The following is a 21,803-nucleotide window of genomic DNA, read 5'->3' on the forward strand; positions in this document are numbered from 1 at the left end:
GGCGGGGCCATTACCTATGTCATCTGTTTTGTCGAGCTCTGAGATTTCCACCACTTCTGCGCCGGCGAAGAGCGTCAACTGGACGCGCGAGCCGTTGTTGCACTTCATTCTGATCGGCGCCGTGCTGTTCGGCGTCGACTCGCTGATCGCCGGGCAGGCCGACGATCCGAATCGCATCGAGCTGGACCAGCAAGTCGATGCCGAAGCCCAGCAGGCGTTCGAAGCCGCGCGCGGCCGCAAGCCCGATGCCGCCGAGCTGAAGGCGCTCCGGCAGGTGTGGCTCGACAACGAAGTGTTGTATCGCGAAGGTGTGGCGCTCGGCCTGGACAAGGGCGACAAGTCCATCCGCGAGCGCGTGATCTTCAAGGCGCTGAGCATGGTGGACAACAACACCAAGCGACCGGCGTTCGATGACAAAGTGGTTCGCGAGTGGTTCGAAAAGAACCGTGCCCGCTATGACATTCCGCAGCGATTCAATTTTCAGGAAGCCGTGCTTTCCGGCGAAGTCTCGGAGGCCACGGTGCGTTCGTTCGTCAGCGCTCTGAACTCCGGGAACACACCGGAGGTGCAAGCGGGGCTGCGCGTGTTTACCGATCGGCCGCACGCCAATATCGTCGACAGTTACGGCGAGGAGTTCGCGACCGCACTGGAAAGCTCTCCGGTGGGCGAGTGGCGTGCGCTGCAGACCAAGGGCGGCTGGCGAGCCATGCGCCTGGAAGCCGTCGTGCCGGCGGAAGCGGCGGACTTCGAGCGTCTGCGGGGCGTCGTGACGCAAGACTGGACTGACACCGTGATGTCGGAGCAGCGCAGCGCCGCGGTGGGCGCATTGGCCAAGAAGTACACCATCGTGATCGATGGAGTGAAGCAGTGATGCGCCGGCTGCATCTGTTGATGCTCGCGTTGCTGGCGCTGGTCTCCAGCACCGTTTCCGCTCATGAGCTGAGCATGGCGGAAATGGAAGTGCGCGAAACCTCGCCGGGCGAGTTCCTGTGGCAATGGACGGCCAGCAGCGATAAAGCGCCGGCAGTGGTGCTTGCACCCGTGTGGCCAGAGAGCTGTGCGGTCGACATGAACATGCTCCGCTGCGGCGAACGAGGCTTGTTCGGCACGCTCCGGGTCGATGGCGTCGGCGAGGACTACTCGGCTGCGATCGTTAAGATTTACTGGCTCGACGGTCAGAGCCGAGTGTTTACGCTCACTACCCGGCAGCCCGAAGTGCACTTGTATGGTTCGGCCGAAGACCGGCGCGGCATGGGCGAAATCGCCTGGGCCTACGCGACGCTCGGCGTCGAGCACATCCTCGCCGGCTTCGATCACTTGATGTTCGTGCTGTCGCTGTTGTTCCTGGTCGGTTTCAACAAACGGCTGGTGTACACGATCAGCGCCTTCACGCTTGCGCACAGCCTGACGCTGGCGCTGAGCTCGCTCGGCTTGTTGACGCTGCGTCCGCCGCCGGTGGAGGCAACGATTGCGCTGTCCATCATGCTGGTCGCCGCCGAGGCGCTGAACAAGGAACAAACGTTGTCGCGCCGCTGGCCGGCGCTGGTTGCGTTCCTGTTCGGCCTGGTGCACGGCCTGGGTTTCGCGGGCGCGTTGTCTGAAATCGGGTTGCCGCAGAACAATCTTTTTGTCGCATTGCTGACCTTCAATGTGGGTGTGGAGCTCGGTCAGCTGCTGGTGGTGGTCCTTTGTTATGGACTGTACCGCGTGCTCGGGTCGCGGCCGTTCGTTACCGCTGCGCGTAGGCCGGCGCTCTATGCCATTGGCGGTGTGGCGGCGTATTGGTCGATCGGCCGCATCGTCGGAATTCTGATTTAGGCCTCAGCACGATTCGCCGGGCAGGCGGCGCTTCGGGCGCCGCCAATTTTATCGAGGCTATTGCTCGGCGAGCGCGGCTTCGACATCGTCGAGCAGCGATTGGGCGGTCTGCGAGACGCCGTCGTTGTCGCCGTGATAAATCGCACGGCGCATGACATCGCGGACCTGGCCGTTCTCATCGCCGTCTCGCAGAGCGAGGGCGTGCAGTGAACGAAGCGCGATGTGACGATCCACTTCCGGCTCGCCGGTGTCGACGACTTCTCTCAAGCCGGGCAGCGCTTGCGCTGTCGGTGCGCTCGCCAGATTGGCAATCGCCGTGGCGCGGGTCTTCGGGTCGCTGTCTTGCGTATCCTTGATCCATTTTTCGACGGTGTCGGCACTGGGTGCGGCGATCGCATCAGCAACATCCGTCGAAGGTGAGATGTCTACGCCAGCGTCGGCGACGTTTGGCTCAGTTGCTGCGTCTCGAGCTGGTGCTGGATCGATCGCTTGCTCAGTGGGCGGAGGCTGCGTCGCCGTCGCGCTCGCTGTTGCCTCGGGCTCGTCCCGACTTGCGTGCACATAAGCGAGGCCGCCGCACGCGGCGAGCATGCCTATCGATACGACGATGACGGAAGGGCGCATCTTAGGGCTCAGTGAATTCCGGGGTTCGTGCCCAACGTGTTCCACGGCAACGCCCGCACGAACGCATCGAGCGCTTGATCGCTCTGAGTACCGGCCTGCTTGGCGTGAGCCAGTACTTTCACGCGCCAACGATCCGTCGTGAAGTAGTACAGATTGGTTTGCCCGCCCGCTGCCTTCGTGTCGGTTGCATACATGACCTTGACGCCCTTCAGGCCTTTCACGGCGTCGATTGGAAAAGGTTGCTCCGATTCGACTATGGCGCCTTCGCCGGCTGTAAGCGCCGCGGTTGCTCTCGCTCCATCGATGTTCGCATCCGTCGCCGCCGAATCCGCGGCGTAGACATCCACTTCGACCGCACCCTGCAGCGTCGCCGATTCCTGCTCGTATTCCGCGCCGGCATCGTTGTTACCGTCAATATTGTAGGGCTGCAACACCCGCGCGAAACTGCCTACATCCTTCGGAAACACCCAACCGCTATCGACATGGCACCACGCGCCATCGTCGCCGTATTTGTGTAACGGGTCCGCCACGCCGACGGCGCCGGTCAGAGTGGAAGCGATGAGTAGCGCAAGCAGCGCGGGCTTGGGTCCGATTCGGTTCATGCGACGAGCATATGTCGGCAATGTGACAGCCATATGGACCCGGCCCGCACCAAAGAAAAAGGGCCGGGGTGGCGCCCCGGCCCTCTGTTTGGCGCGATGCCCGACGGTTATTCCGTCCGGATGCGCGTCATGATGCCATCGTCATCATCGTCGATGATCGTGTCGCCCTGCACGTAGTACTCCTCCACGAGAGGTTCCGTGTAAGAGCAGTTGCTCTGGTCCGGCGCCTCGTACTCGGTGTCGACGCAGAACTCGTAGCTGCCGCGGTACGAGGTCATCGTATCGCCGGAGATCGTGAATTTCTCGCGCAGCAGGCCATCCCAGCCATCGAACGTGGATACTTCGAACATGTAGCCGCCCGGCAAGTAAGCGACGACTGCGAGCTGGTCGATCGGGTCGCCTTCGTAGCGCCACGTCCAGGCACCGTAGATTTCGTTGTCCACCGTCGGCACGCGCTTGAGCACCAAGCCCGCGGGATCTTCCTCGTCGTTCGCCCACAGCACCAGCGCATCGCCAGCCGCGTTCGGCGCCACGAAGTAACGCTGCGTGAACTCCTTGTTTCTATCGAACAGGCCACACTCGCCGTTGGTGTCCTTGGTGGTGAGCGGGGTCACGAGACCTCGTGCATTCTCCTCGGTGAGCGACAGAGTGCCGTACTCGACGCCGTTGCCGTTGACTTCCTGATCCAGGTCGCCGATGTAATCGCCGGCAATGCACGTCGCATCGTTCTGATGCGTGCCGAAGACGAAGCGGCCATCGTCGAATACCGTCAGCATGGCCAGCTGTTCCTGGTCGCCCAGGTCGACGCCGGGCTCGATCTGCAAGATCCAGGCGCCCTCCAGCTTGTCATTCGTGAGCGGGTCGATCGGCAGACGCGTAAAGCCAGTGTCGCCCTCGCCATCGGCGATCACGAGGCGATCGTTCTCGTCGATGTACAACTGCGCGGCGCTAGTATCGGACATGCCGGCGGTGTTGTTGGTGTCGATGGCATTCGCGCACAACGAGCTGTTGAGCTCGACCGTGACGTTGTCATCCGCATCGATGCTGTAGCAGCCTTCCTCGACACCGGGCGAGGTGTCGTATGGGGTCGGCAACGAGGCGTCGACCATCAGATAACGGCCGGTCTTGCCGTCTTCGCTCGACGGGAACATCGAGAACACGAACGGCTGTCCTTTCATCAACGCGGTGGGTTGCAGCCACGTGCCGGCGATGCCAGTGCGCTCGCTCTCCAGGCGGGCGAAGCGTTCGGTGACGTTGCCGTCGGCATCCCGGAACACCAGGCCCTGAGTCGTAATCTCCAGCTTGGTGGTGTCGTTGGCCGCGCCGTTGATGGGTTCATTGAAGCCGCAGAACCCGTCGGTTTCGACGCTTACGTCGGCGCTGTTGACGGTGAACGCCTGCGTGAGCGGATTCCAATCGTACTTGCCGTACTCGACGCCATTGCCGCGAGCGTCGCTGAACACCAGCTCGTTCTTCGGCGTGCCGTCCGAGTCGCCCAGGGCGCAGTCGGCGTTGTCGTATTGACCGCCGAGCAAATACTTGCCGTTGCGGAACATGGTCAGCGTCACGATCTTCTCAGCGATCGGCGCGAACTCCGCGTCGGCGCGCACGTAGACGCCTGCCAGTGCGCCCGGCGCCTGGCCAACGAAGTGATTCACGGCGTCTTCGCGGTCCACCGCAGTCAGTGACACGCCGGCGGTGCCGCTCACGCTGCTGACGAACGTGGTCAGCGACGAAGTGAACGCAGTGTCCGACGCAGTCAGATCGATTGAGTTCGCGGCAACGGCGTTACGAATCGCCTCCGTAAACGAAATGCCGTCTTCCGGATTGCCGTTCGAATCCAACGACTGCAACAGCACCAGCAGATTCACTGCCACCGTTTCCGGGTTGGTGCTGGTGTTGGCAACCAGCGCATTCGCGACCGTCATCGGCGTCACCACGCCCTGACCGGGTACGGTGCCGAGCACCAGACTGCCGAGCGAGAAAGTAACGGTATCGCCGGCGCGATAATCGTAGCGGCCATCAACGTCGGTCACGCCGGTGATTTCCGAACTGGTCGTGTAGCTCAGGCCCGCGACCGGAGCGTCGACGAAAGTGCCGGAGCTGAGCTCGCCCGCAGGCGGCGGTGTGTCGTCCGGCGGCGGCGTGTCGTCCGGCGGCGGAGTGTTGCCACCACCCGGCGGGGGCGTGTTATCCGGCGGCGGAGAGTTATTGGTCGGAGGCGGGGTGCTGTTGCTGCCGCCGCCACCACCGCCACCGCAAGCTGCGAGTTGAGCGGCGAGTAGCGCCAGCGTAACGGCCAGGATTCGTTTGCTAGTTCTGTTACTCACGTGATGTCCGTATGTAGTCCGCGATTGCGGGAACGCGCGTAACCTACGGAGCGCCGGTCGGGCGGGCATTGCCCATTTTGGATAGGCACCCCCTGCGCAATGTCAAACTGTGAAGGGCTCCACCGGCGCCTTCGAGAACTGTGATTCAGTGCCCGGGTTCGTACGATCAAAAGTTAATCGGCACATGTGATGCATCACACACATCAGCGCGTCCTTGCGCTGACGGTTGATCGCTCAAGCAGTCTTCGCGATCGGCGTCGCGCGGTTCGCGGGGACTCGCGACACCGGTGTAGCGGTGTCGAAGCGCGCGCCACCGACCAGATAAGAGTGAACGTCGGCGGCGAACAGACGCATCTTTTCCTGGATGGCTTTGTTACGTCGGATGAGCCAGTTGTAGCCCATGACCGCAGGCACGGCGACGAACAAGCCGATTGCCGTCATGACCAACGCCTCGCCGATCGGGCCGGCAATCTGGTCCAGGCTCGGCTGGCCGGAAAGAGAGATGCGCGTCAATGCATTCAAGATGCCCCACACCGTGCCGAGCAGTCCGATGAAAGGCGACACCGACCCTGTCGTTGCGAGAATGGCCAGGCCCATCGACAGTCGCTCGGTGACACTTTCCATCGAGCGTTGCAAGGCAATGGCCAGCCACTCATTGAGCGGCATCTGCTCGGTGAGATGGCCTTGGTGATATTGCTTCGCGCGCAGGCCGTCCTCGGCCAGCATGCGGAATACATTGTCACGGGCGCCTAGCGCCGCAATGCCGTCGTGCAGGTTGCCCGACGTCCAGAACTTCTTGCGCGCCTCCAGAAAATCTTTGTTGATCTTGCGCTGGTCCCAGATCCGGGTGAGCGTGATGAACCAGCAGGCCAGCGACATGGCGACCAGCACGATCAGGATCGCCCAGGCCAGCGGGCCTGCCTCGTTGAGAAAGCTCAGAGCATCGAAGTTGTTGGGGACTGCTTGTGTCTCGTTGGCCATGGGAGCCTCGTATTGTTGACCACAGAAGTCGTAAACACTATGACAGCTGTAGTAGGTGCGCGCAAGCCGCTTGCGGGACCTACTACAACGGGCGTAGGCTCGACCACGTGGTTAGTCAGGGGTCGGAATGCCGTCGCAGAAGCTCAGCAAGCTGGAATTGACCATCATGGAGGCGCTGTGGACACAAGGCGCCAGCTCCATTCGTGAGATCCACGACGCATTCCCCAAGCGGGGCCGGCCCGCTTACACCACGGTGCAGACCATGGTGTATCGGCTGGAAGCGAAGGAAATGGTCCGCCGCGCCAAGAAGATCAGCAACGCGCACATCTTCGAGGCCACGATCACGCGCGAGGCGGCCGAGCGCCGCTTGATCGACGACTTGCTAGGCCTGTTCGGCGGGCGGGCGCAGCCGGTGATGGCGCACCTCATCGAAACTGGCAAACTAACGATGGGTGACATCAAGGAGGCCGAGAAAATCCTGCGCGGACTCGGCAAGAAGGACGAGAACGCATGACGGCGCTCGCGCTGCACCTGTGGCAATCGACCGTGATCCTGATCGCGGCGTGGCTGCTGACGCGAGTGTGCCGGCGCAATTCTGCCGAAATCCGTTACTGGATCTGGTTCTGTGCGTCGTTGAAGTTCCTGGTGCCGTTCAGTTTGTTACAACAGCTGGGCGATTACGTCGGTCGCTCGTTGCCTGCACCGATCCAGGTGGCGCCGAGTTTGCTCGAGACCGGCAGCGCCATCTTTGTTCCTTCGATCGATGGCAGTGGCTTCGACGGCTCCGTTCTGCCGAAGCTCACAATGGTCGCGGTGACGATCTGGGCGCTGGGCTCGGCCGCGCTGCTGCTGCGCTGGCTGTCGCAATGGCTGGCGATGCGGTCGATGCTGTCGTCTGCGCCTTATTTACCGATGGGCTTGGACATTCCGGTCCGCGTCACTTCGGCAGGCCTCACCCCCGGCGTGTTCGGGGTGTTTCGACCGGTGCTGATACTGCCGCGGGCTGTCATGCGCGAGCTGAGCGCATCGCAGATAGAAACAGTGCTCGCTCATGAGATGTGTCACATCCGTCGTCGTGACAACCTCACCGCCGCAATTCACAAGCTCATCGAAGTGATTTTCTGGTTCCATCCCTTGGTGTGGTGGATTGGCGCGAATCTGCTGCGCGAGCGGGAAGCGGCCTGCGATGAATCGGTCGTCGAGGCCGGGCATGAGCAGGTGGTGTACGCGGAATCGCTGCTGCACGTTTGTCGGCTCGGTGTGACGGCGAGATTTGCCGGCGTCGCCGCTTCGAGCGGGGGCGATCTGAAGCAACGCATGACGTCCATTCTGAGCCCGGAGCGGGCGTCGCCGCTCGACCAGCTCCGGTTCATGTTGCTGCTGACGGTGGCGATGGCGCTTTGTTACGGCCCGGTGCTGGCGGGCGTCGTTACTGGCGCTGCGCGCGAGGCATCGGACGGCGGGCGCATCTACTTCGAGACAATTACGCTTACACCGTCGCAGCCGCTCTGGTGGCAGGGCTCCAAGTTCGATCCGGCCGGCCAGCTCTCGCTGGACAATGTTTCTTTACGAGATCTGATTGCGCTGGCGTATCCCGCGTCGTACGTCAACGGCGATCCCGAGCTGATCGACAGGATTCACTACGACGTGCACGCACGCTGGCGCCCCGACAGCCTCGCGAGTGAGCGCGGCGTATATCGCGAGTTGCTGAAGAATATTCTGCGCACGAATTCCAGTCTGCAGCTGTACGTCAAACAGGGTTGCGACATCGACTGTGCCTGGATACCGGGCGAGTTGGTGGCCGGTCGTTCCTATCGCTGAACGGCGGTGATCGGATTCTTGGTCCAAGGACCGGCCCGTGACTGCCGAAGGTTTGATCGCGGCGATGGATGAAGCGGGCGTGGACCAAAGGCGATCGTGCAGGCGTCGACCTGCTACGGCTACGACAATTCCTACTTGTGCGACGCCACCGCGCGGTTCTCTAATCGCTTTACGGCGGTCGGCTCGGTGGATGTGTTGCAAGCCGACGCGCCGAAGATGATTCGTCATTGGGTCGAGCGTGGTACCAACGGCTTCCGCCTATTTACCGGCGGCAGCACGGCGGCATTCGATCCGAGCACGTTGGATGATCCGCGCTCGTTCCCATCGTGGCAGCTGATCGGCGAGCTGGGCTTGTCGATGTGCATTCAGACCGACCCGGTCGGTCTCGCGCAGGTCGCGGGCCTCGCCAAGCGCTTTCCCAAAGTCCGTATCGTGCTCGATCACCTCGGCCGCCCCGATGTGACCGACGGCCCGCCGTACAAGAAGGCGTCGAGTCTGTTCGGCCTCGCGCCATTCGAGAATATTTATCTGAAGCTCACGCCGCGTATCTTCGGCGATGTGCAGAGAAAGCATCGGCTGAAACATTCTTCCCGCGGCTGATCGAAGTGTTCGGCGCGAATCGCCTGGCTTGGGGCTCGAACTTCCCGGCCTCCGAAGGCAAGTTGAGCAGCAACCTGGAAGTTGCGAAGAAGTGCCTCGCGTCCGTGTCCGAGCAGGAGCGCGAATGGATCTTCGCAAAGACGGCGCAAGTGCTGTATCCGGCGCTGGCGTGAGGGTTGGGTCGGGGCAAACCTAAGCAACCATTGCGGCTTCGGTCACGAGCACCCTCGGCTCCGCGAGCTCGGCAAAGAAGGAGTGCACAGACTCGGTCGGTTTATCGGGCGCAGGATGCTCCTCCTTTTGCATGCCTGATTTATCCGGGGCCGGTTTGGCTGGAAGGGATTTCGCAGCGGGGGCCGGCGCTTGCGATTGGGCTGCAGGCGAGGCTTCCTGTATTCGGCGCACGGCGGCGCGGCTCGACGTACTCCCTCGCACTCGAAGCAAGAGGTCCGATCCTTCTCGATAAGTGATTGGCCGAGACGTGGCGAACCGGAGTTGTGAAGATGCCTCGCGGAATGCCATCACCGCCCAGTTGTCGCATGAGACCACCCACACCATAGGTTTGGCGTTGAGCATGGACTCGAGAGACAAACTGCTGGCGTCGTGAAATCTAAGTTCTGCGGTCGGACCGTTGAACGTTCGGTGCCCGAGCACAACCAGCAGATCCCGCTCCGATGCTGCTGCAATCTCTTTCGAAAGATATTCACTAACAGAGCGGACCTGCGAGAGATCGGTCGACTTCGCCGCTGTGAGCTCCGCGTGGGTAGTGCGCAAGATAGGCAGCGCGGCTTCGATGGTTGCGGAAGAGTATTGATCGCCGTGGATCGCTTTGACTTCCGCTGTGGACCTTGGCACAGAGTGATAGAGCCTGATGCTGCCAAGTGGTTTGTCGAGTGCGGCCAATGCCGCTTCTGGCGCCGACGTGCTGTCAAAGATCACAATCGAGTTGTCTGGGTACGGGCCTCCGGGTCGTCGGATATCGTTGATCGCTCGAATGTACTGCGCCTCGCTTTCCACCAGGACCGTCACGGGAGGGTCGCTGCGCCGGACCGTGGCGACGGCCTGGTCGTACTGTGCTCCGTAAACGAGCAAATGTTCGTCCCGGAGGTAACGACCGCCATTGTCGCGGTACTTGCAGAAAGCATTGTGCCCACTTCCATGGGCGAATCGGGAAATAAAAGATCCGCTCAACAGTGCAAGCACGACGGCGCGGCGATCCATGGAAAGCTCCCTTTCTTGTTCCGTCAGAGGTTTTCTGTTGTTAGCCTTCGAGATCAAACATCTCATGTTTTCGCGAGCAAATAAAGCATTCCATGCATTTTGCGATGCGTCTCGGTGGTTTCCTGTCGGGGTGATGGATTAGCATTTGGATACAACAACAGCAAGGCATGGACATGTCCCGAAACATCATCATCTGTTGCGACGGAACGAACAATGAATTCGGGACTGAGAATACCAACGTCGTTCGGCTGATCCAGGCGCTCGATCGCGATCCGCTGCGACAACGGATCTACTACGACCCGGGGGTGGGTACGTTGCCAGAACCGGGCTTCGTTTCGGGGGTGGGACAGCGATTCTCCCTGATAGTAGGGCTCGCCTTCGGCGCGGGTTTGCTCCGCAAGGTCGGGCTCGCTTACGAATTTCTGATGCGAGAGTGGCGTCCCGGGGACAGGGTTTTTCTGTTCGGCTTCAGTCGAGGCGCTTATACCGTTCGCGTGCTGGCGGGCCTGTTATATATGTATGGCTTGCTGCCGGCCGGCAATGAGAATCTGATCCCCTACGTACTGCGTGCATTCAAGGCATCGCGCCGAAGTCTTCGTAAGGGCACAAGCCGTGCCGCGTTTTGGAATCTCAGCAACGAGTTTCGGCGCACATTCGCGCAGCCTGTAGCACCGGGGCGACGAGATCGCCGCTTTCAGATTCATTTCATGGGTGTGTGGGACACAGTCTCATCGGTCGGGTGGTTATGGGAGCCCGCTCGTTATCCGCACACATGGAGCAATCCAGGTGTGAAGATTGTTCGCCACGCCGTGTCGCTGGATGAGCGGCGGGCATTCTTTCGCCAGAACCTGTTCAAGCCGGTGGCGGGCTCGGGTCGACAGGATCTGCTGGAGCTGTGGTTTCCCGGTGTTCATGCCGATGTCGGCGGAGGCTACCCGGAGAGCGAGGGAGGGCTGTGGCGTGAGCCATTCCAGTGGATGCTGGAGGAAGCGAAGGCGCACGGCTTGCTGACCGAGTCTTCGCGCGAACTGGCGGTCCTGACTCGAAGCAAGCAGCCCGAAAAGCCCTGGTGCGAGCCTGCGCATGAGTCTCTCAGCTGGAAATGGCGGCCAGCCGAGGTCTTTCCCAAGCTGAGCTATGGTGGTCCACAGTGGCGTCGGCGCCTACGGCTCAACTTGGGACGGCCACGGCAGATTCGCGAGAAAATTCTCCTGCACCCGACTGTAGTGCAGCGGCAAGAGGAGCTCGGAGCCGCGTATCGGCCTCGCGCGCTGGAGGGTATTGACCGAGGGCTGATCGATATATGGCGACGCTCCGACGAGTCGATGAGCTACGGGCACGAATATGACGTGAGCTTTGTCGGCGGCAGAACGGAGGTCCGCGACGTGGATCTTTACCTGGGCGACGAAGTTGTCCAGGCCGACAGGACGGTAGTCGTCGCCGATGACGCTGCGGATCTCATTCAAGAAGTCGCAATGCCCGCTCCCTCGATACTGCTCGAGTCCGCCGGCGCCGACCTCGTGACGCCGCCTGTTCCAGCGCCGCAAGGGGACAGATATCTCCAAGTCCAGCTTAGCCAGGACAAGGGTGATGGAGACTTCTCGGAGCCGCTGAGGGTATTGAAGCCTGGACTGTGTTATCTGGCCAGGGTGCAGGTGGGCGCCAAGTCGGATGACTATTTCGATCCGGGGCAGGCGTTGCAACTGAGCGAATTTGGGCTGTTCGACGTGTATTTTCATGACCTCGGCGCGGGGCGCGGACTGAAGGGCCACATCGTTATCGCCAAGCAAGGCACCAGCACGCCCTGCTTCTTTCCATTCGAAGTGCCCGTCGACGCCAAACGATTCGATGCGCGTCTGGTTCTTTCCCGTCAAGGCAGAATCGTGCAAGCGGTCTTATTGAATGCCACGCCAAATGCATCGGGCGAGCTGGAGATCGTGCTCACCGTCGACGTGGCTGCGCCGCTGGTGAACGACGCATCGGCGACGTTCGATGCGGCGCTCATGCTGGACCGATTGTCGAATGATGAAATGGCCGGCTTGTTGTCCACCTATACGGCTGCGGCGAAAGAGAACAAAGCATCCGAAGGTAAAGTGATTCGCGTCGGGCAGGCCACGCTCAACGCAGTCGTGGCGGGTGTAGCTAACGCCATCCGAGAACACGCCAATAAGGAACCGAGTAGCGTTGCTTTGGATTCGCCGCTTACCGAACAGTTATTGTGCAAGCTCGCCATTCACGGCAGCACGCTATTCGAGGACGTCCTCCGGCCGGCGGGATTGGCCGAGGCGCGGCCGTCCCATTGGCGTCTGAGTATCGCGTGCTCGGCCGAATCGTACTTTCCCGCGGAGCTCGTTTATGACCGTCCAGTGCCGCTGCCGGGCGCCAGGTTGTGTCAGTCCTTCCGCGACGCCCTCGAGACAGGCGTGTGTTGTAAGGAACATGAACAGCGTGGTGGACAAGTTGTCTGTCCACTTGGGTTCTGGGGGCTGTCCTGCGTCATCGAGCGTAAGTGCGCCGCTGGGATCGTGCCCTCCCCGGATGAATTTCGTCTCATGTTTCGAGCGGCGACATTTGCAGAGGGGTTGCGTCTCGGTCCTGCATTGCTGGGCGTGAGCGACCGCGTGAACTGCGTGGACGCCGGCGTCTCGACGCAACTGACGACGGCGATCACGGAACGGTACCACCGAAACTCCGCGGTGGTTACAAACTGGAATGAGTGGCAGGCCGCCATTGTGGCCCACAAGCCCGGTGTTCTGGTGCTGCTCCCGCATCACCTTACAGACGAGAGCCTCCTCGAGTATCTGCAGATCGGAGTGCAAGCGAAGCAGAATTTCTTCGGCCATCCCAACTATCTCAACTCCCGGCATGTCACGCCGGAGCACGTGCTGGCCGCGCGCGATGGTGCGCCACCGATCGTGCTGCTCATCGGATGCGACACGGCGAAAGCTCGAGTCGCATTCGAAAATTTCGTCGTCGCGTTCGAGCGCGCGGGAGCCGCCGGCGTTGTGGGGACCACAGCTCCGATCATCGGTCGGCATGCTGGCCCAGCCGTGGAGCAACTGCTGCTGTCGCTCAGAAACAAATGCGGCACGGGTCGTCCGCTCGGAGATGTCCTGCTCGACGCAAAGCGCAAGATCATGCTCGCCGGATATCCCATGGTGATGTGTTTGGCGAGCTATGGGGGAGTCGATCATGTACTCCAGTGCGAGGCGACCGAGCTGGAGGTGAATTGAGATGCTGCGACTGGAAATGTTGCCGGCGCAATTTGGCGACGCGCTCTGGCTCGAGTACGGCCCGCGAAACGACTCTCGCGTTGTGATCGTGGACTGCGGTTTCAAGAGCAATTATCGCGAGTTGAAGCAGCGGATCGAGCAGCTTCGTCCAGGCCAGCTCGAGTTGCTGGTTCTGACGCATATCGACGATGACCATATTCGCGGTGCGATTCCGTTACTGGCGGATGCGGGCGTGACGTTTCCGAGTGATATGGAAGTGTGGTTCAACGGTTGGAAACATCTGACTCCAAGCGACGAGCTGGGCGCGGCGCAAGGCGAGATATTCGGTGCTTTGATCGAACGGGGCGGCATGCGCTGGAATTCCTCGTGGGGCGGCCGGAGCGTGGTCATCCCTGATGCGGGAGAATTGCCGTCGGGGATGCTGCCTGGGGGGTTGAAGTGGACTTTGCTGTCGCCGAACTGGCAGAAGCTTGCCGATCTGCGCACGTTCTGGCGGTCGAAGGTGGCGGAGTTGGGTCTCGAGGCGGGCGACGCGCACGCTTTTCTGGAGTTATTTGAAGAGCGTAGTGATTTGCAGCCCGACGACACACTGGGTGACGGAGTCGATATCGATCAACTAACAAGCCAGCTTTTCGAAGAGGATGACAAGGCGCCCAACGGCAGCAGCATCGCGCTGCTCGTGGAGTTCGAGGGAAAGTCGATTCTGCTAGCTGGCGATGCTCATCCTGGTCTGCTGACCCATTCTTTGCGCCGGCTGGCGCGGCAGCAAGGTCGCAGCACAATCGCTGTGGACGCATTCAAAGTTGCTCATCACGGAAGCCGCAAGAACACCAGTCCGGAACTCTTGAGGGCGCTGACCTGTCGTCGTTTTTTATTCTCTTCAAACGGTGCCAAGCACGGCCACCCTTCGCCCGAGTGTGTGGCGAGAATTGTGAAGTCGGCGCCCGGTGCGACGCTCCACTTCAACTACCGGAGCGCGACAAACAGATGTTGGGATGATTCCATGAAGCAATCGGAACACGGCTATCGCGCACTGTATCCGGAGGATGGAGGTAACATCACCGAGCTTTAACCGCGCGGCTCCTGGACCGGGCCCACCGTGCTCGAGAGGCGGTGGCCTCTCGAGCGCGTCAGCTGACTCCGGATATCAAGTCGAACGCTTGTTACGGGATGTGCCAGGCTCATTCCTCGCGGACGGGTCGCGAGGTTTGGCGCGGGTGTCATCGACCTCGACTTCAGTGTGACGGACTGTGTCTTCGACGGTTTCGGTGCGCTCCTCGGCGGACTTACGTACCACAACTTCACCGGTGACTACCGCATCCTTCGCCACTACAGCTTCTTCGCCGCGCTCGGTTGCTTCGATCGTTTGTTCGCGAAAGACGTCATCGGTAGCGGCCGCGCCTCGAGCCGGCCGGCGCTCGATCTCGACACGTTCTTCGCGCAGTGAGACATCCTCCCGCACCGGCTCCTCGATGACGTAGGAACGAACTCGCACGCCGCCACGATCGACCTCGCGCTTGCCGACGCGCAGCCGCTCTTCCGCGACGGGAATCGAGCGCTCCTCTCCAGTCGCGCCCGCGAATCTGGCGCTGGTGGCCGTGTCCTGTTGCATCCGATACGCATCGCTCTCGTCGGGCATGGCATCCGACCATCCTTCGGCTCGCCACTGCTCCGTGCGCTGCTCCAGATCTATGGCGTTCGTTGTCTCCAGGACGCCGATCGCCTCGTCGGTTCTTTCATCGCTTACACGCGCCGTCAGCAAGCAGCCGCCGCGGCGGAGACCTTCTGAGTAAGCCAGGCGATCGTCGTCGCCAGCAAAGAATTCCTTGATGGACTCCCACAATCCCTTGTCGTTGCCAGTGTCGTCGCCGACACGAGTCGAGCTCAGCTGGTGGCTGACGATGCGCACGTCGCCGTCGTCCAACCCATGGCTCAGCAACTGCTGTCGGGCCTGTTGCGCCTCCGACTCCGAGTCGTAGATGGCAGTGATCGTTCGGGTAGTCATGACTTTCTCCACAAAAAATTACGTGTCCTCGCCATTCGGTAAATTTCGTGGCTCCACGAAGACCTCGGTCGAGCGCAAAGTCACCGGGACCTGGATGGGCGCTTGCAGGAGTTTGCGTTGTACGTGCAACTCCGCCACGAGCACCAGGCGTTTGACCAGAACCGCGCGCTCTTCGACGATCGGGATAATGACCACGTCTCCTTCCTCGCGGACGTTCGGGATCGCATCGACCTCCTGGTTCACAGCGACGCGACGAATATCCAGCTGTTCACGGCGTAGCGTGTCCGAAAGGACTTGCTGACTCTCGGTCGTCGCAGTACGGATCGAGACGCGCTTGCGTTCTACCACGCGCTTTTCGATGCGCGCCCGCTCCTCGACCAAGGGGATTCGCCGCTCTGGCTCGTCACTCACGATAATCTCCGCAGGGCTGTTGACTAACAGACCAGCCGCAGAGGAGTTCCTTGTCGATAAACAAGCGGTGCGAGTGTCACTCGTCTCGTGCACTTTGCCCGTTGATGTCGATGACGTCGTCAAGCCGGCCAGAGGCATACAACTCCGCAACCAGCTGCGAGCGATTGCGCAGCACGGCCCGCTGATTGATCGAGCCCTTGTCGGTGATCTCGCCGTGATCCAGGGAAGGAGCGGAAGGTAGTAAACGCGCACGTCGGATGTGGCGCGTGCTCGCCGTATTTCGCCTGGCGTGTACGCGCAGGCAGGCCCGGAGCAGGCCCTTGATGACAGGATCGCGGGCGATCTCTTCATGCGACAGTGTGTGCGAGAGTCGTAGTGCGCGACCGCACGCCGTCACGTCCGGGATGATCAACGCCGTGATGTAGTCCGCATCAGGGCAGCCAATGACCACGTCCTGCGCGAACGGCGCGAGCTGAGCGATCAGCTCGGCGCGCAGCGGGCCGACGCTGACCCAGCTGCCGTTCGACAGCTTGAAGTCTTCGCCGATGCGGCCGTCGAACACGAGGCCGCGCGTGGGATCGTTTTGATCGAGCAGGCGTACCGCATCGCCGAGGCAATAGAATCCTTCGTCGTCGAAAGCGGCGGCGGTCAGCTCGGGCTGGCGCCAGTAACCGGGCGTGACGCTGGGGCTGCGGACGCGAATCTCCAGTTTCTCGTTCACCGGAGCGAGCTTCACGAGCGAGCCATTGGCAGGCAAACCGACTACGCCGGCGCGACCCATCGCGGGAGTTGTGAAGGTCACCGCGGGCCCGGTTTCCGTCGCGCCGAGGCCGGATAGCATGGGCGTTTTCAAGCGACGTTCGTGCAGGGACATCGCATCGAGCGCGTCCCAAGTGTGCTGCGCGAGTGAGGCGCCGGCGAAAAAATATGCGCGCAGCCGGCCATAGAAACGTCTGCGCAACTGCGCGTCCTCGTGCAGGTGTTGCGCGATCATTTCAAAGCCCTTGGGCACGTTGAAGTACACCGTGGGCGAGATTTCGCGCAGGTTACGAATCGTCTCTGTAATGCCGGTCGGGGTCGGCTTGCCGTCATCGATGTAGAGCGTGCCGCCATTGCTCAGCACGAGACCCACGATGTGACTGCCGCCAAATGTGTGACTCCACGGCAGCCAGTCCACGACCACGGGCGGTTCGTCCGCGAGGAAGGGCATGGATTGCCGCTGCATCATCGCGTTACTGCAGACCATGCGATTCGTCGTTATCACGACCTTCGGCATGCCGGTAGAGCCGGAGGTCAGCAAGAACTTCGTGATTGTGTCGCAGTCCGTCTTCTGATGACGTATGTCGAGCTCGCTCGTGACAGCCGCCTCGAGCTCGGTCAGGCTGGTGACTTCACGATCAGCGAGCGCTGCATCGCCGACGATCTCGGTGTCATGCGCTACGAGCTGCACCAGCATGTGCGCGAAACAGGGGGTATCGAACGCGGCGATCATTCCCGGCGTAAGCAACTCGATGATATGGCGTGCTCTGCCGAGATCCGCCGACGCCAGCGAATAGGCCGGTGACATCGGACAGAATGGAACACCGACCCACATCGCCGCGAAACTGAGCACGAGATGCTCGATGCTGTTGCCGGACACGATCAGGATTGGCCGCTGCTCTGACAGATTCCGTCTCGCCAGGCCGGCTGCGACGCGGCGAACGCGCTCGAGCATTTCGCAATAGCTGACATTCCGCCAGCCGCCGTGAGCGCGTCGAGCGATCAGCGTACGCTCGGGAGCAACGCCAGCCCAATGTTCCAGCCAATCCATGAGTCGCGCCGGATATTCGGGCAGCGTGCCCTGTGGCTGAAGCAGGATCGAGCCGTCGGGCCTCCATTCGCAGCGCGTGTGGAACGGATCGGCGGTCCAGTCGAGCTCGTCCTTGGCCATGGGGGGGGCGGGTCCAATTAGTATGCAACACATACTATTCGTGTTGCGAACGAAATCGCAAGCCGTTACATTGCGCCTGTCTCAGCGTGTTTCGGAATATCGATGTCGCGCAGCTCGAAAGCAAAGGTGGATGACCTGCCGGAAGGCCTGGATGAGTCGATGCCGCTCACCGAGGAGCTCGAGGGATTTCTCGGCTATCGGTTGCGTCGCGCGAACGCCGCGATGCATCGGCATTTCATAGCTGCGGTGGCGGACCTGGGCCTTACGCAGAAGCAGGCTGCCGTGCTGTGGCTCATCAATAGCAATCCCGGCATAGCGCAGGTATCGGCAGCCGATGCTCTCGGCATGGATCGTGCGACGACCATGGCGATCGTCGATCGTCTCGATGAGCGCGGTCTGTTGGTCCGGAGGCAGTCGAGCGCCGATCGCCGCCGCCAGGAGCTCTACCTCACGCCCGCGGGCCAGAAGTTGCTGCGCAAAGCCAAGGCGCGCGTCGCCAAGCACGAAGAACGCTTCACGTCGCAATTCACGGCCTCGGAGCTCGAGTTCCTGTTCGAGGCATTGCGGAAGCTGCGCGATGTCACCTGAACGCTGATACAGCGGATTGTGTGCCCTCAACACCAAGGAAGCCCTCATGAAGATTACTGTCGAAACCACCGTTGCCGCACCGATCGAGAACGTCTGGCGTGCCTACACGACGCCTGAGGACATCAAGAAATGGAATGCTGCGTCCGATGACTGGCACACAACCGCTGCCACTGTGGATTTACGCGTCGGCGGCGCCTTCTCCTCACGAATGGAGGCGAAAGACGGCAGCATGGGATTCGATTTCGCGGGCGAGTACACGAACATCGTGAAACACAAGCTGATCGAGTACTCGTTCGGCGATCGCGTCGCGCAGGTCGAGTTCAGCGAGGGCCCAAAAGGAGTGAAGGTGCGCGTAACGTTCGACGGTGAGTCGACTCATTCGGTCGAACAACAGCGCGACGGCTGGCAAGCCATCCTGGACAACTTCACTCGCCACCTCGAAGCTCGCTAAATAGTCGCTCATCGGCCGCAAGTTGACGCCGGCTGACGCGTGGCTGCCGATCAATCAGCCCTCGAACGTCACGTTCCTGCGAGCGGCCGACTAAGCTGTTCAGGCGCGCCCGTCGCTTTGTGCGCGGGCGTCGCTGCGGTCGTCGGTATGATCGAATAGTTGGGTGGCGATGTCGGCGGCGGCCGTGCTGGGTCGTCCTTGGCTCGAACCCCCTAATTATTCACAGGAGAGAGTCATGCCAGGCACCGTCCGACTGCACCGCGTACTTCGTACCAAGCCCGAGCGCGTCTATCGCGCGTTCCTCGAGCCCCAGGCGTTTGCGAAATGGCTGCCGCCGTATGGATTCACCTGCAAGGTGGACCAGCTGGACGCCAAGGTGGGCGGCAAGTACCGCGCGTCTTTCACCAACTTCAACACCGGGCAAGCACATTCCTTCGGCGGCACGTACAAGGAACTGGTGCCGAACCAGAAGATCAGTTACGTCAGCACCTTCGACGACCCGAATCTGCCGGGCGAGATGCCGACGACCATCGTCATCACGCCGGTGTCGTGCGGCGTGGCGATCAACATCGTGCAGGAAGGCATTCCCGATGTGATCCCGGAGGACGGCTGTTATCTCGGCTGGCAGGAATCGCTCGAGCAGCTCGCCAAGTTGGTCGAGCCGGAAATTCCTTAAGCCAGCGGCTGCGGCCGCCGCACCGGGCGCGCGGCCGATAGCAGCAACAAGGTGAGCAGCATCCATGGCGTGGTGCTGCCGCCGCCTCCGCCTCCGCCGCCGCCGTTGGCGGAGCCACCCCCGGAGTTGCTGCCGCCGCTACTGCCTCCGCCGCCAACACCAATGCCCGCGGCCGGTTCGACCACAGCGATGTTGAACGTCATAGTGTTGTTTGCGATCGCGGTGTCGGGTTGATCGCCTTTCACTGATGCCTGCAACGCGAAGGTGCCCACACTCGGCTGCGTAGAGTTGATGCTGATGTCCGCGAACGAGTCGGTGCGAAGCGCTGGAACAACGCATGTGACGACATTGGCGGCGACCGAGCACGAGCCATTCGTGCTCGTCGCGCTCACATTCGTTGCGCCTGTTGGCAGCTGCACCTGCGTGCGAACGTTGGTCGCGGCGAATGGCCCGACATTGCGTGTCCGGAACGAATAGGTACCGCTGGTCCCGGAAGCCACGGAGGTCGTTGCTCCCGTGCCCGTGAGCTCGAGATCCGGCTCGATGCTGATGTGTTCGACACCACGTCCGGCAATGGAGGCGTACAGGTTGTGAGGTCGCTGTGCATCGACGACCAATGACCAGTTATAGCCGAGCCGCCACAAATCATCGATCAATGTCTCCCAGGACTGACCGCCATCGACCGAGCGATGGGTGGCCTGCGTATCGCCGGCATACACGATGTCCGGGTTCTGCGGATCGATTGCGATTGCGTAGATGGCCAGAGGGGAGAGGGGCGGCAGAGGCAGCCGGGCCCAGGTGTCGCCGGCATCGGTTGATTTATACAAACCGCCGAATATGGTGCTCATGTAAATCGTTCGGTCGTCAGTGGGGTCGACCGCCACCACGAGCCGGTGTGGATCCGGTGCGGCGGAGGTCGACCAGGTTGCGCCGCCGTCGAAGGAACGCAGCAACACATTTTCGGTGGAAGCCATCTCGACGCGAGCAATCAAATAGACCGTTCGCGGATTGGAGGGCGCGCTGACGAGTGCATAGTTCTGGTGAGGACTGATGGAGGTCAACGGCGCCCAGTTGATCCCGCCGTCGACGCTTTGAAACAGGCCTCGCGACTGCGTCATGGCCAGCAGCGTTTGATTGTCGCTGGAGGTGGAGATGACTTCGTTGACGTATTCGTTGACGAAGTCGGAATCGTGGTGCGCGGTCCAGGAAGCGCCGCCATCGGCTGAGTGCGCCACGCCGCGCCAGAGTGCGGCCAACAATCGATCGGGCGAATTGGGCAGCACCAGCAGGCTGAAAGCGTCAACCGTGTCGGCGTCGATGCCATCGAGTTGGCGCAACTGGGGATTGTTCAGTCCCACAGTGCTGCCATCAGCGGCGGAGATCGCGAACAAGCCTTCATACGAAGCCTGCACGTAAATACGATCCGAACCCGGCGCGCTGATGAGTTTGGCTGGCCCCAGTGCATGAATGCCGCTGTGGCTCGCACTCCAGGTCGCACCGCCGTCGATCGAAGCCGAGATGCCCGAGGAACCGGCGATCAGCAACCGATCCGGATCGGAGGCGCCGATAGCGATCGCCTGCGTCATACCCGCGTCAACGGTAGTGCCGGCGGGCGCGCTGCCGCCGATGTTGGTCCAGTGCGCGCCATCGTCAGTCGAACGCTGCAGGCCATCGAGCGTGCCCGAATAGATGATGCGCGCATCGTTGGGATCGACGGTCACTTCCAGCGAAGGCCCCATCAGCGCTCGGGTCCAGCTCGCGCCCCGATTGTCACTAAAGAAAGTGCCCTCATACGAGGCCGCCCAGATGCGCGAACCCGCCATCGCAAAATCCTCAACGGTGGTGGCCGGCATGAGCCAGGGCTGCCAGGTCATGCCGCCGTCCGTGCTCCGGAAGCCTTCGGTCGATGCGGTCACATACAACACCTCTGGATCGGCGGTATCGATCAGCAGGGTATGAGTCATGTTGATGGTCGGAGATATCTCGCCGCCCTGCCGCCAGGTAACGCCATGGTCGGTGCTGCGAAAGATATGTCTGATCGACACCACGTACAGCACGCTGCCATCGGGGCTGTATTCGATGTCCCAGGTCGGCACGTTCAGGGTCGATATGTTGTCGAGGTTGGTCCACGTTGCCCCGGCATCGGTGCTGGCAAGCACGCGGGCATTGAGCCCGGCGGCAAATACTCGATTCGGCTGGGAAGGATGAACGGCGAGGGCGCGTGGCGCTTCGAGCATGAGATCGTGCACCAGTTGCCAGTGCTCGCCGGCATCGGTCGAGCGATAGATGCCGCCGTTGGTCGCGGCATAAACGATGTTTGCATCGGTGGGATGCCAGGCGAGGTCGTTCACGCCGCCGCCTTCGGGGCCGACGGGGGTGAATGTATTGGTGCCGGCCGATGCCGGCGGGAGCGAGGTCAGTCCGATGCTGAATGCAAGTGCGAACGTGCGGAGGACCCTGGCGCGGGTCGGGAGCCATGCTGAATGAAACATCCGTGCACCCTTGACGATGG

General features: G+C 61.5%; 20 protein-coding genes. 11 read left to right on the forward strand and 9 right to left on the reverse strand.

Features of this window, described 5'->3' with window-relative positions; genetic code table 11:
- Window positions 1-16 precede the first annotated feature (16 nt).
- Window positions 17-871, forward strand: a complete 855-nt coding sequence (locus EK373_RS26455) for a peptidyl-prolyl cis-trans isomerase (protein ID WP_129647506.1) — start codon at window positions 17-19, stop codon at window positions 869-871.
- On the forward strand, window positions 871-1,818 hold the full coding sequence (locus tag EK373_RS26460; RefSeq protein ID WP_129647507.1) for a HupE/UreJ family protein: 948 nt from the start codon (window positions 871-873) through the stop codon (window positions 1,816-1,818). The genes EK373_RS26455 and EK373_RS26460 overlap by 1 nt, the downstream gene beginning before the upstream one ends.
- 57 nt (window positions 1,819-1,875) lie before the next feature.
- Here EK373_RS26460 and EK373_RS26465 read toward each other — a convergent pair whose 3' ends face one another.
- The 4 genes from EK373_RS26465 to EK373_RS26480 form a co-directional block, all read right to left on the reverse strand.
- Entirely contained in the window at window positions 1,876-2,442 is a 567-nt protein-coding gene (locus EK373_RS26465; RefSeq protein WP_129647508.1) for a HEAT repeat domain-containing protein, read from the reverse strand.
- An 8-nt stretch (window positions 2,443-2,450) separates the two neighbouring features.
- The gene (locus EK373_RS26470) at window positions 2,451-3,044 is read right to left on the reverse strand and encodes a hypothetical protein (protein ID WP_129647509.1); all 594 of its coding nucleotides are present in this window, start codon (window positions 3,042-3,044) and stop codon (window positions 2,451-2,453) included.
- A gap of 107 nt (window positions 3,045-3,151) precedes the next feature.
- Window positions 3,152-5,374 carry a hypothetical protein gene (locus EK373_RS26475; protein ID WP_129647510.1) on the reverse strand — a complete coding sequence of 741 codons (2,223 nt, stop codon included), beginning with the start codon at window positions 5,372-5,374 and terminating at the stop codon, window positions 3,152-3,154.
- 234 nt (window positions 5,375-5,608) lie between these two features.
- Window positions 5,609-6,355, reverse strand: coding sequence for a MotA/TolQ/ExbB proton channel family protein (locus tag EK373_RS26480; RefSeq protein ID WP_129647511.1), 747 nt, complete (start codon window positions 6,353-6,355; stop codon window positions 5,609-5,611).
- Window positions 6,356-6,482: 127 nt separating this feature from the next.
- On the opposite strand from EK373_RS26480, the gene EK373_RS26485 reads away from it, so the two are divergent.
- From EK373_RS26485 to EK373_RS34080, 4 genes are all read left to right on the forward strand, one after another.
- Window positions 6,483-6,869 carry a BlaI/MecI/CopY family transcriptional regulator gene (locus tag EK373_RS26485; RefSeq protein ID WP_129647512.1) on the forward strand — a complete coding sequence of 129 codons (387 nt, stop codon included), beginning with the start codon at window positions 6,483-6,485 and terminating at the stop codon, window positions 6,867-6,869.
- Window positions 6,866-8,176 carry a M56 family metallopeptidase gene (locus tag EK373_RS26490; RefSeq protein ID WP_129647513.1) on the forward strand — a complete coding sequence of 437 codons (1,311 nt, stop codon included), beginning with the start codon at window positions 6,866-6,868 and terminating at the stop codon, window positions 8,174-8,176. Before EK373_RS26485 ends, EK373_RS26490 begins: the two co-directional genes overlap by 4 nt.
- Before the next feature lie 96 nt (window positions 8,177-8,272).
- The gene (locus EK373_RS26495; RefSeq protein WP_198683670.1) at window positions 8,273-8,776 is read left to right on the forward strand and encodes an amidohydrolase family protein; all 504 of its coding nucleotides are present in this window, start codon (window positions 8,273-8,275) and stop codon (window positions 8,774-8,776) included.
- Window positions 8,777-8,781: 5 nt separating this feature from the next.
- Entirely contained in the window at window positions 8,782-8,949 is a 168-nt protein-coding gene (locus EK373_RS34080; RefSeq protein ID WP_198683671.1) for an amidohydrolase family protein, read from the forward strand.
- Window positions 8,950-8,968: 19 nt separating this feature from the next.
- On the opposite strand, the gene EK373_RS26500 is transcribed toward EK373_RS34080, so the two are convergent.
- A complete protein-coding gene (locus tag EK373_RS26500; RefSeq protein ID WP_129647514.1) occupies window positions 8,969-9,997 on the reverse strand; it encodes a hypothetical protein in 1,029 nt (342 codons plus the stop codon).
- A 167-nt stretch (window positions 9,998-10,164) separates the two neighbouring features.
- Between EK373_RS26500 and EK373_RS26505 the strand changes: the two genes are divergently transcribed.
- Window positions 10,165-13,230 carry a T6SS phospholipase effector Tle1-like catalytic domain-containing protein gene (locus EK373_RS26505; RefSeq protein ID WP_129647515.1) on the forward strand — a complete coding sequence of 1,022 codons (3,066 nt, stop codon included), beginning with the start codon at window positions 10,165-10,167 and terminating at the stop codon, window positions 13,228-13,230.
- A 1-nt stretch (window position 13,231) separates the two neighbouring features.
- Window positions 13,232-14,302 (forward strand): ComEC/Rec2 family competence protein, encoded by a 1,071-nt coding sequence (locus EK373_RS26510; protein ID WP_129647516.1) that lies wholly within the window; start codon window positions 13,232-13,234, stop codon window positions 14,300-14,302.
- A 75-nt stretch (window positions 14,303-14,377) separates the two neighbouring features.
- Here EK373_RS26510 and EK373_RS26515 read toward each other — a convergent pair whose 3' ends face one another.
- The 3 genes from EK373_RS26515 to EK373_RS26525 form a co-directional block, all read right to left on the reverse strand.
- Window positions 14,378-15,235 (reverse strand): DUF2382 domain-containing protein, encoded by an 858-nt coding sequence (locus EK373_RS26515; protein ID WP_129647517.1) that lies wholly within the window; start codon window positions 15,233-15,235, stop codon window positions 14,378-14,380.
- An 18-nt stretch (window positions 15,236-15,253) separates the two neighbouring features.
- Window positions 15,254-15,646: a YsnF/AvaK domain-containing protein gene (locus EK373_RS26520; RefSeq protein ID WP_157994549.1), complete on the reverse strand. Its 393-nt coding sequence runs from the start codon at window positions 15,644-15,646 to the stop codon at window positions 15,254-15,256.
- 76 nt (window positions 15,647-15,722) lie between these two features.
- On the reverse strand, window positions 15,723-17,576 hold the full coding sequence (locus EK373_RS26525) for a feruloyl-CoA synthase (RefSeq protein ID WP_129647519.1): 1,854 nt from the start codon (window positions 17,574-17,576) through the stop codon (window positions 15,723-15,725).
- Between the two features lie 102 nt (window positions 17,577-17,678).
- On the opposite strand from EK373_RS26525, the gene EK373_RS26530 reads away from it, so the two are divergent.
- The 3 genes from EK373_RS26530 (at window position 17,679) to EK373_RS26540 (ending at window position 19,291) form a co-directional block, all read left to right on the forward strand.
- Entirely contained in the window at window positions 17,679-18,164 is a 486-nt protein-coding gene (locus EK373_RS26530; RefSeq protein WP_129647520.1) for a MarR family winged helix-turn-helix transcriptional regulator, read from the forward strand.
- A 46-nt stretch (window positions 18,165-18,210) separates the two neighbouring features.
- Window positions 18,211-18,615, forward strand: coding sequence for an SRPBCC family protein (locus tag EK373_RS26535; RefSeq protein WP_129647521.1), 405 nt, complete (start codon window positions 18,211-18,213; stop codon window positions 18,613-18,615).
- 235 nt (window positions 18,616-18,850) lie between these two features.
- Entirely contained in the window at window positions 18,851-19,291 is a 441-nt protein-coding gene (locus tag EK373_RS26540; protein WP_129647522.1) for an SRPBCC family protein, read from the forward strand.
- On the opposite strand, the gene EK373_RS26545 is transcribed toward EK373_RS26540, so the two are convergent.
- On the reverse strand, window positions 19,288-21,783 hold the full coding sequence (locus tag EK373_RS26545; protein ID WP_129647523.1) for a VPS10 domain-containing protein: 2,496 nt from the start codon (window positions 21,781-21,783) through the stop codon (window positions 19,288-19,290). The two genes, EK373_RS26540 and EK373_RS26545, sit on opposite strands and share 4 nt — an antisense overlap.
- Window positions 21,784-21,803 lie beyond the last annotated feature (20 nt).

The sequence above is a fragment of the Peristeroidobacter agariperforans genome (genome assembly GCF_004138335.1).
In the GTDB taxonomy this organism is placed as follows: domain Bacteria; phylum Pseudomonadota; class Gammaproteobacteria; order Steroidobacterales; family Steroidobacteraceae; genus Steroidobacter; species Steroidobacter agariperforans.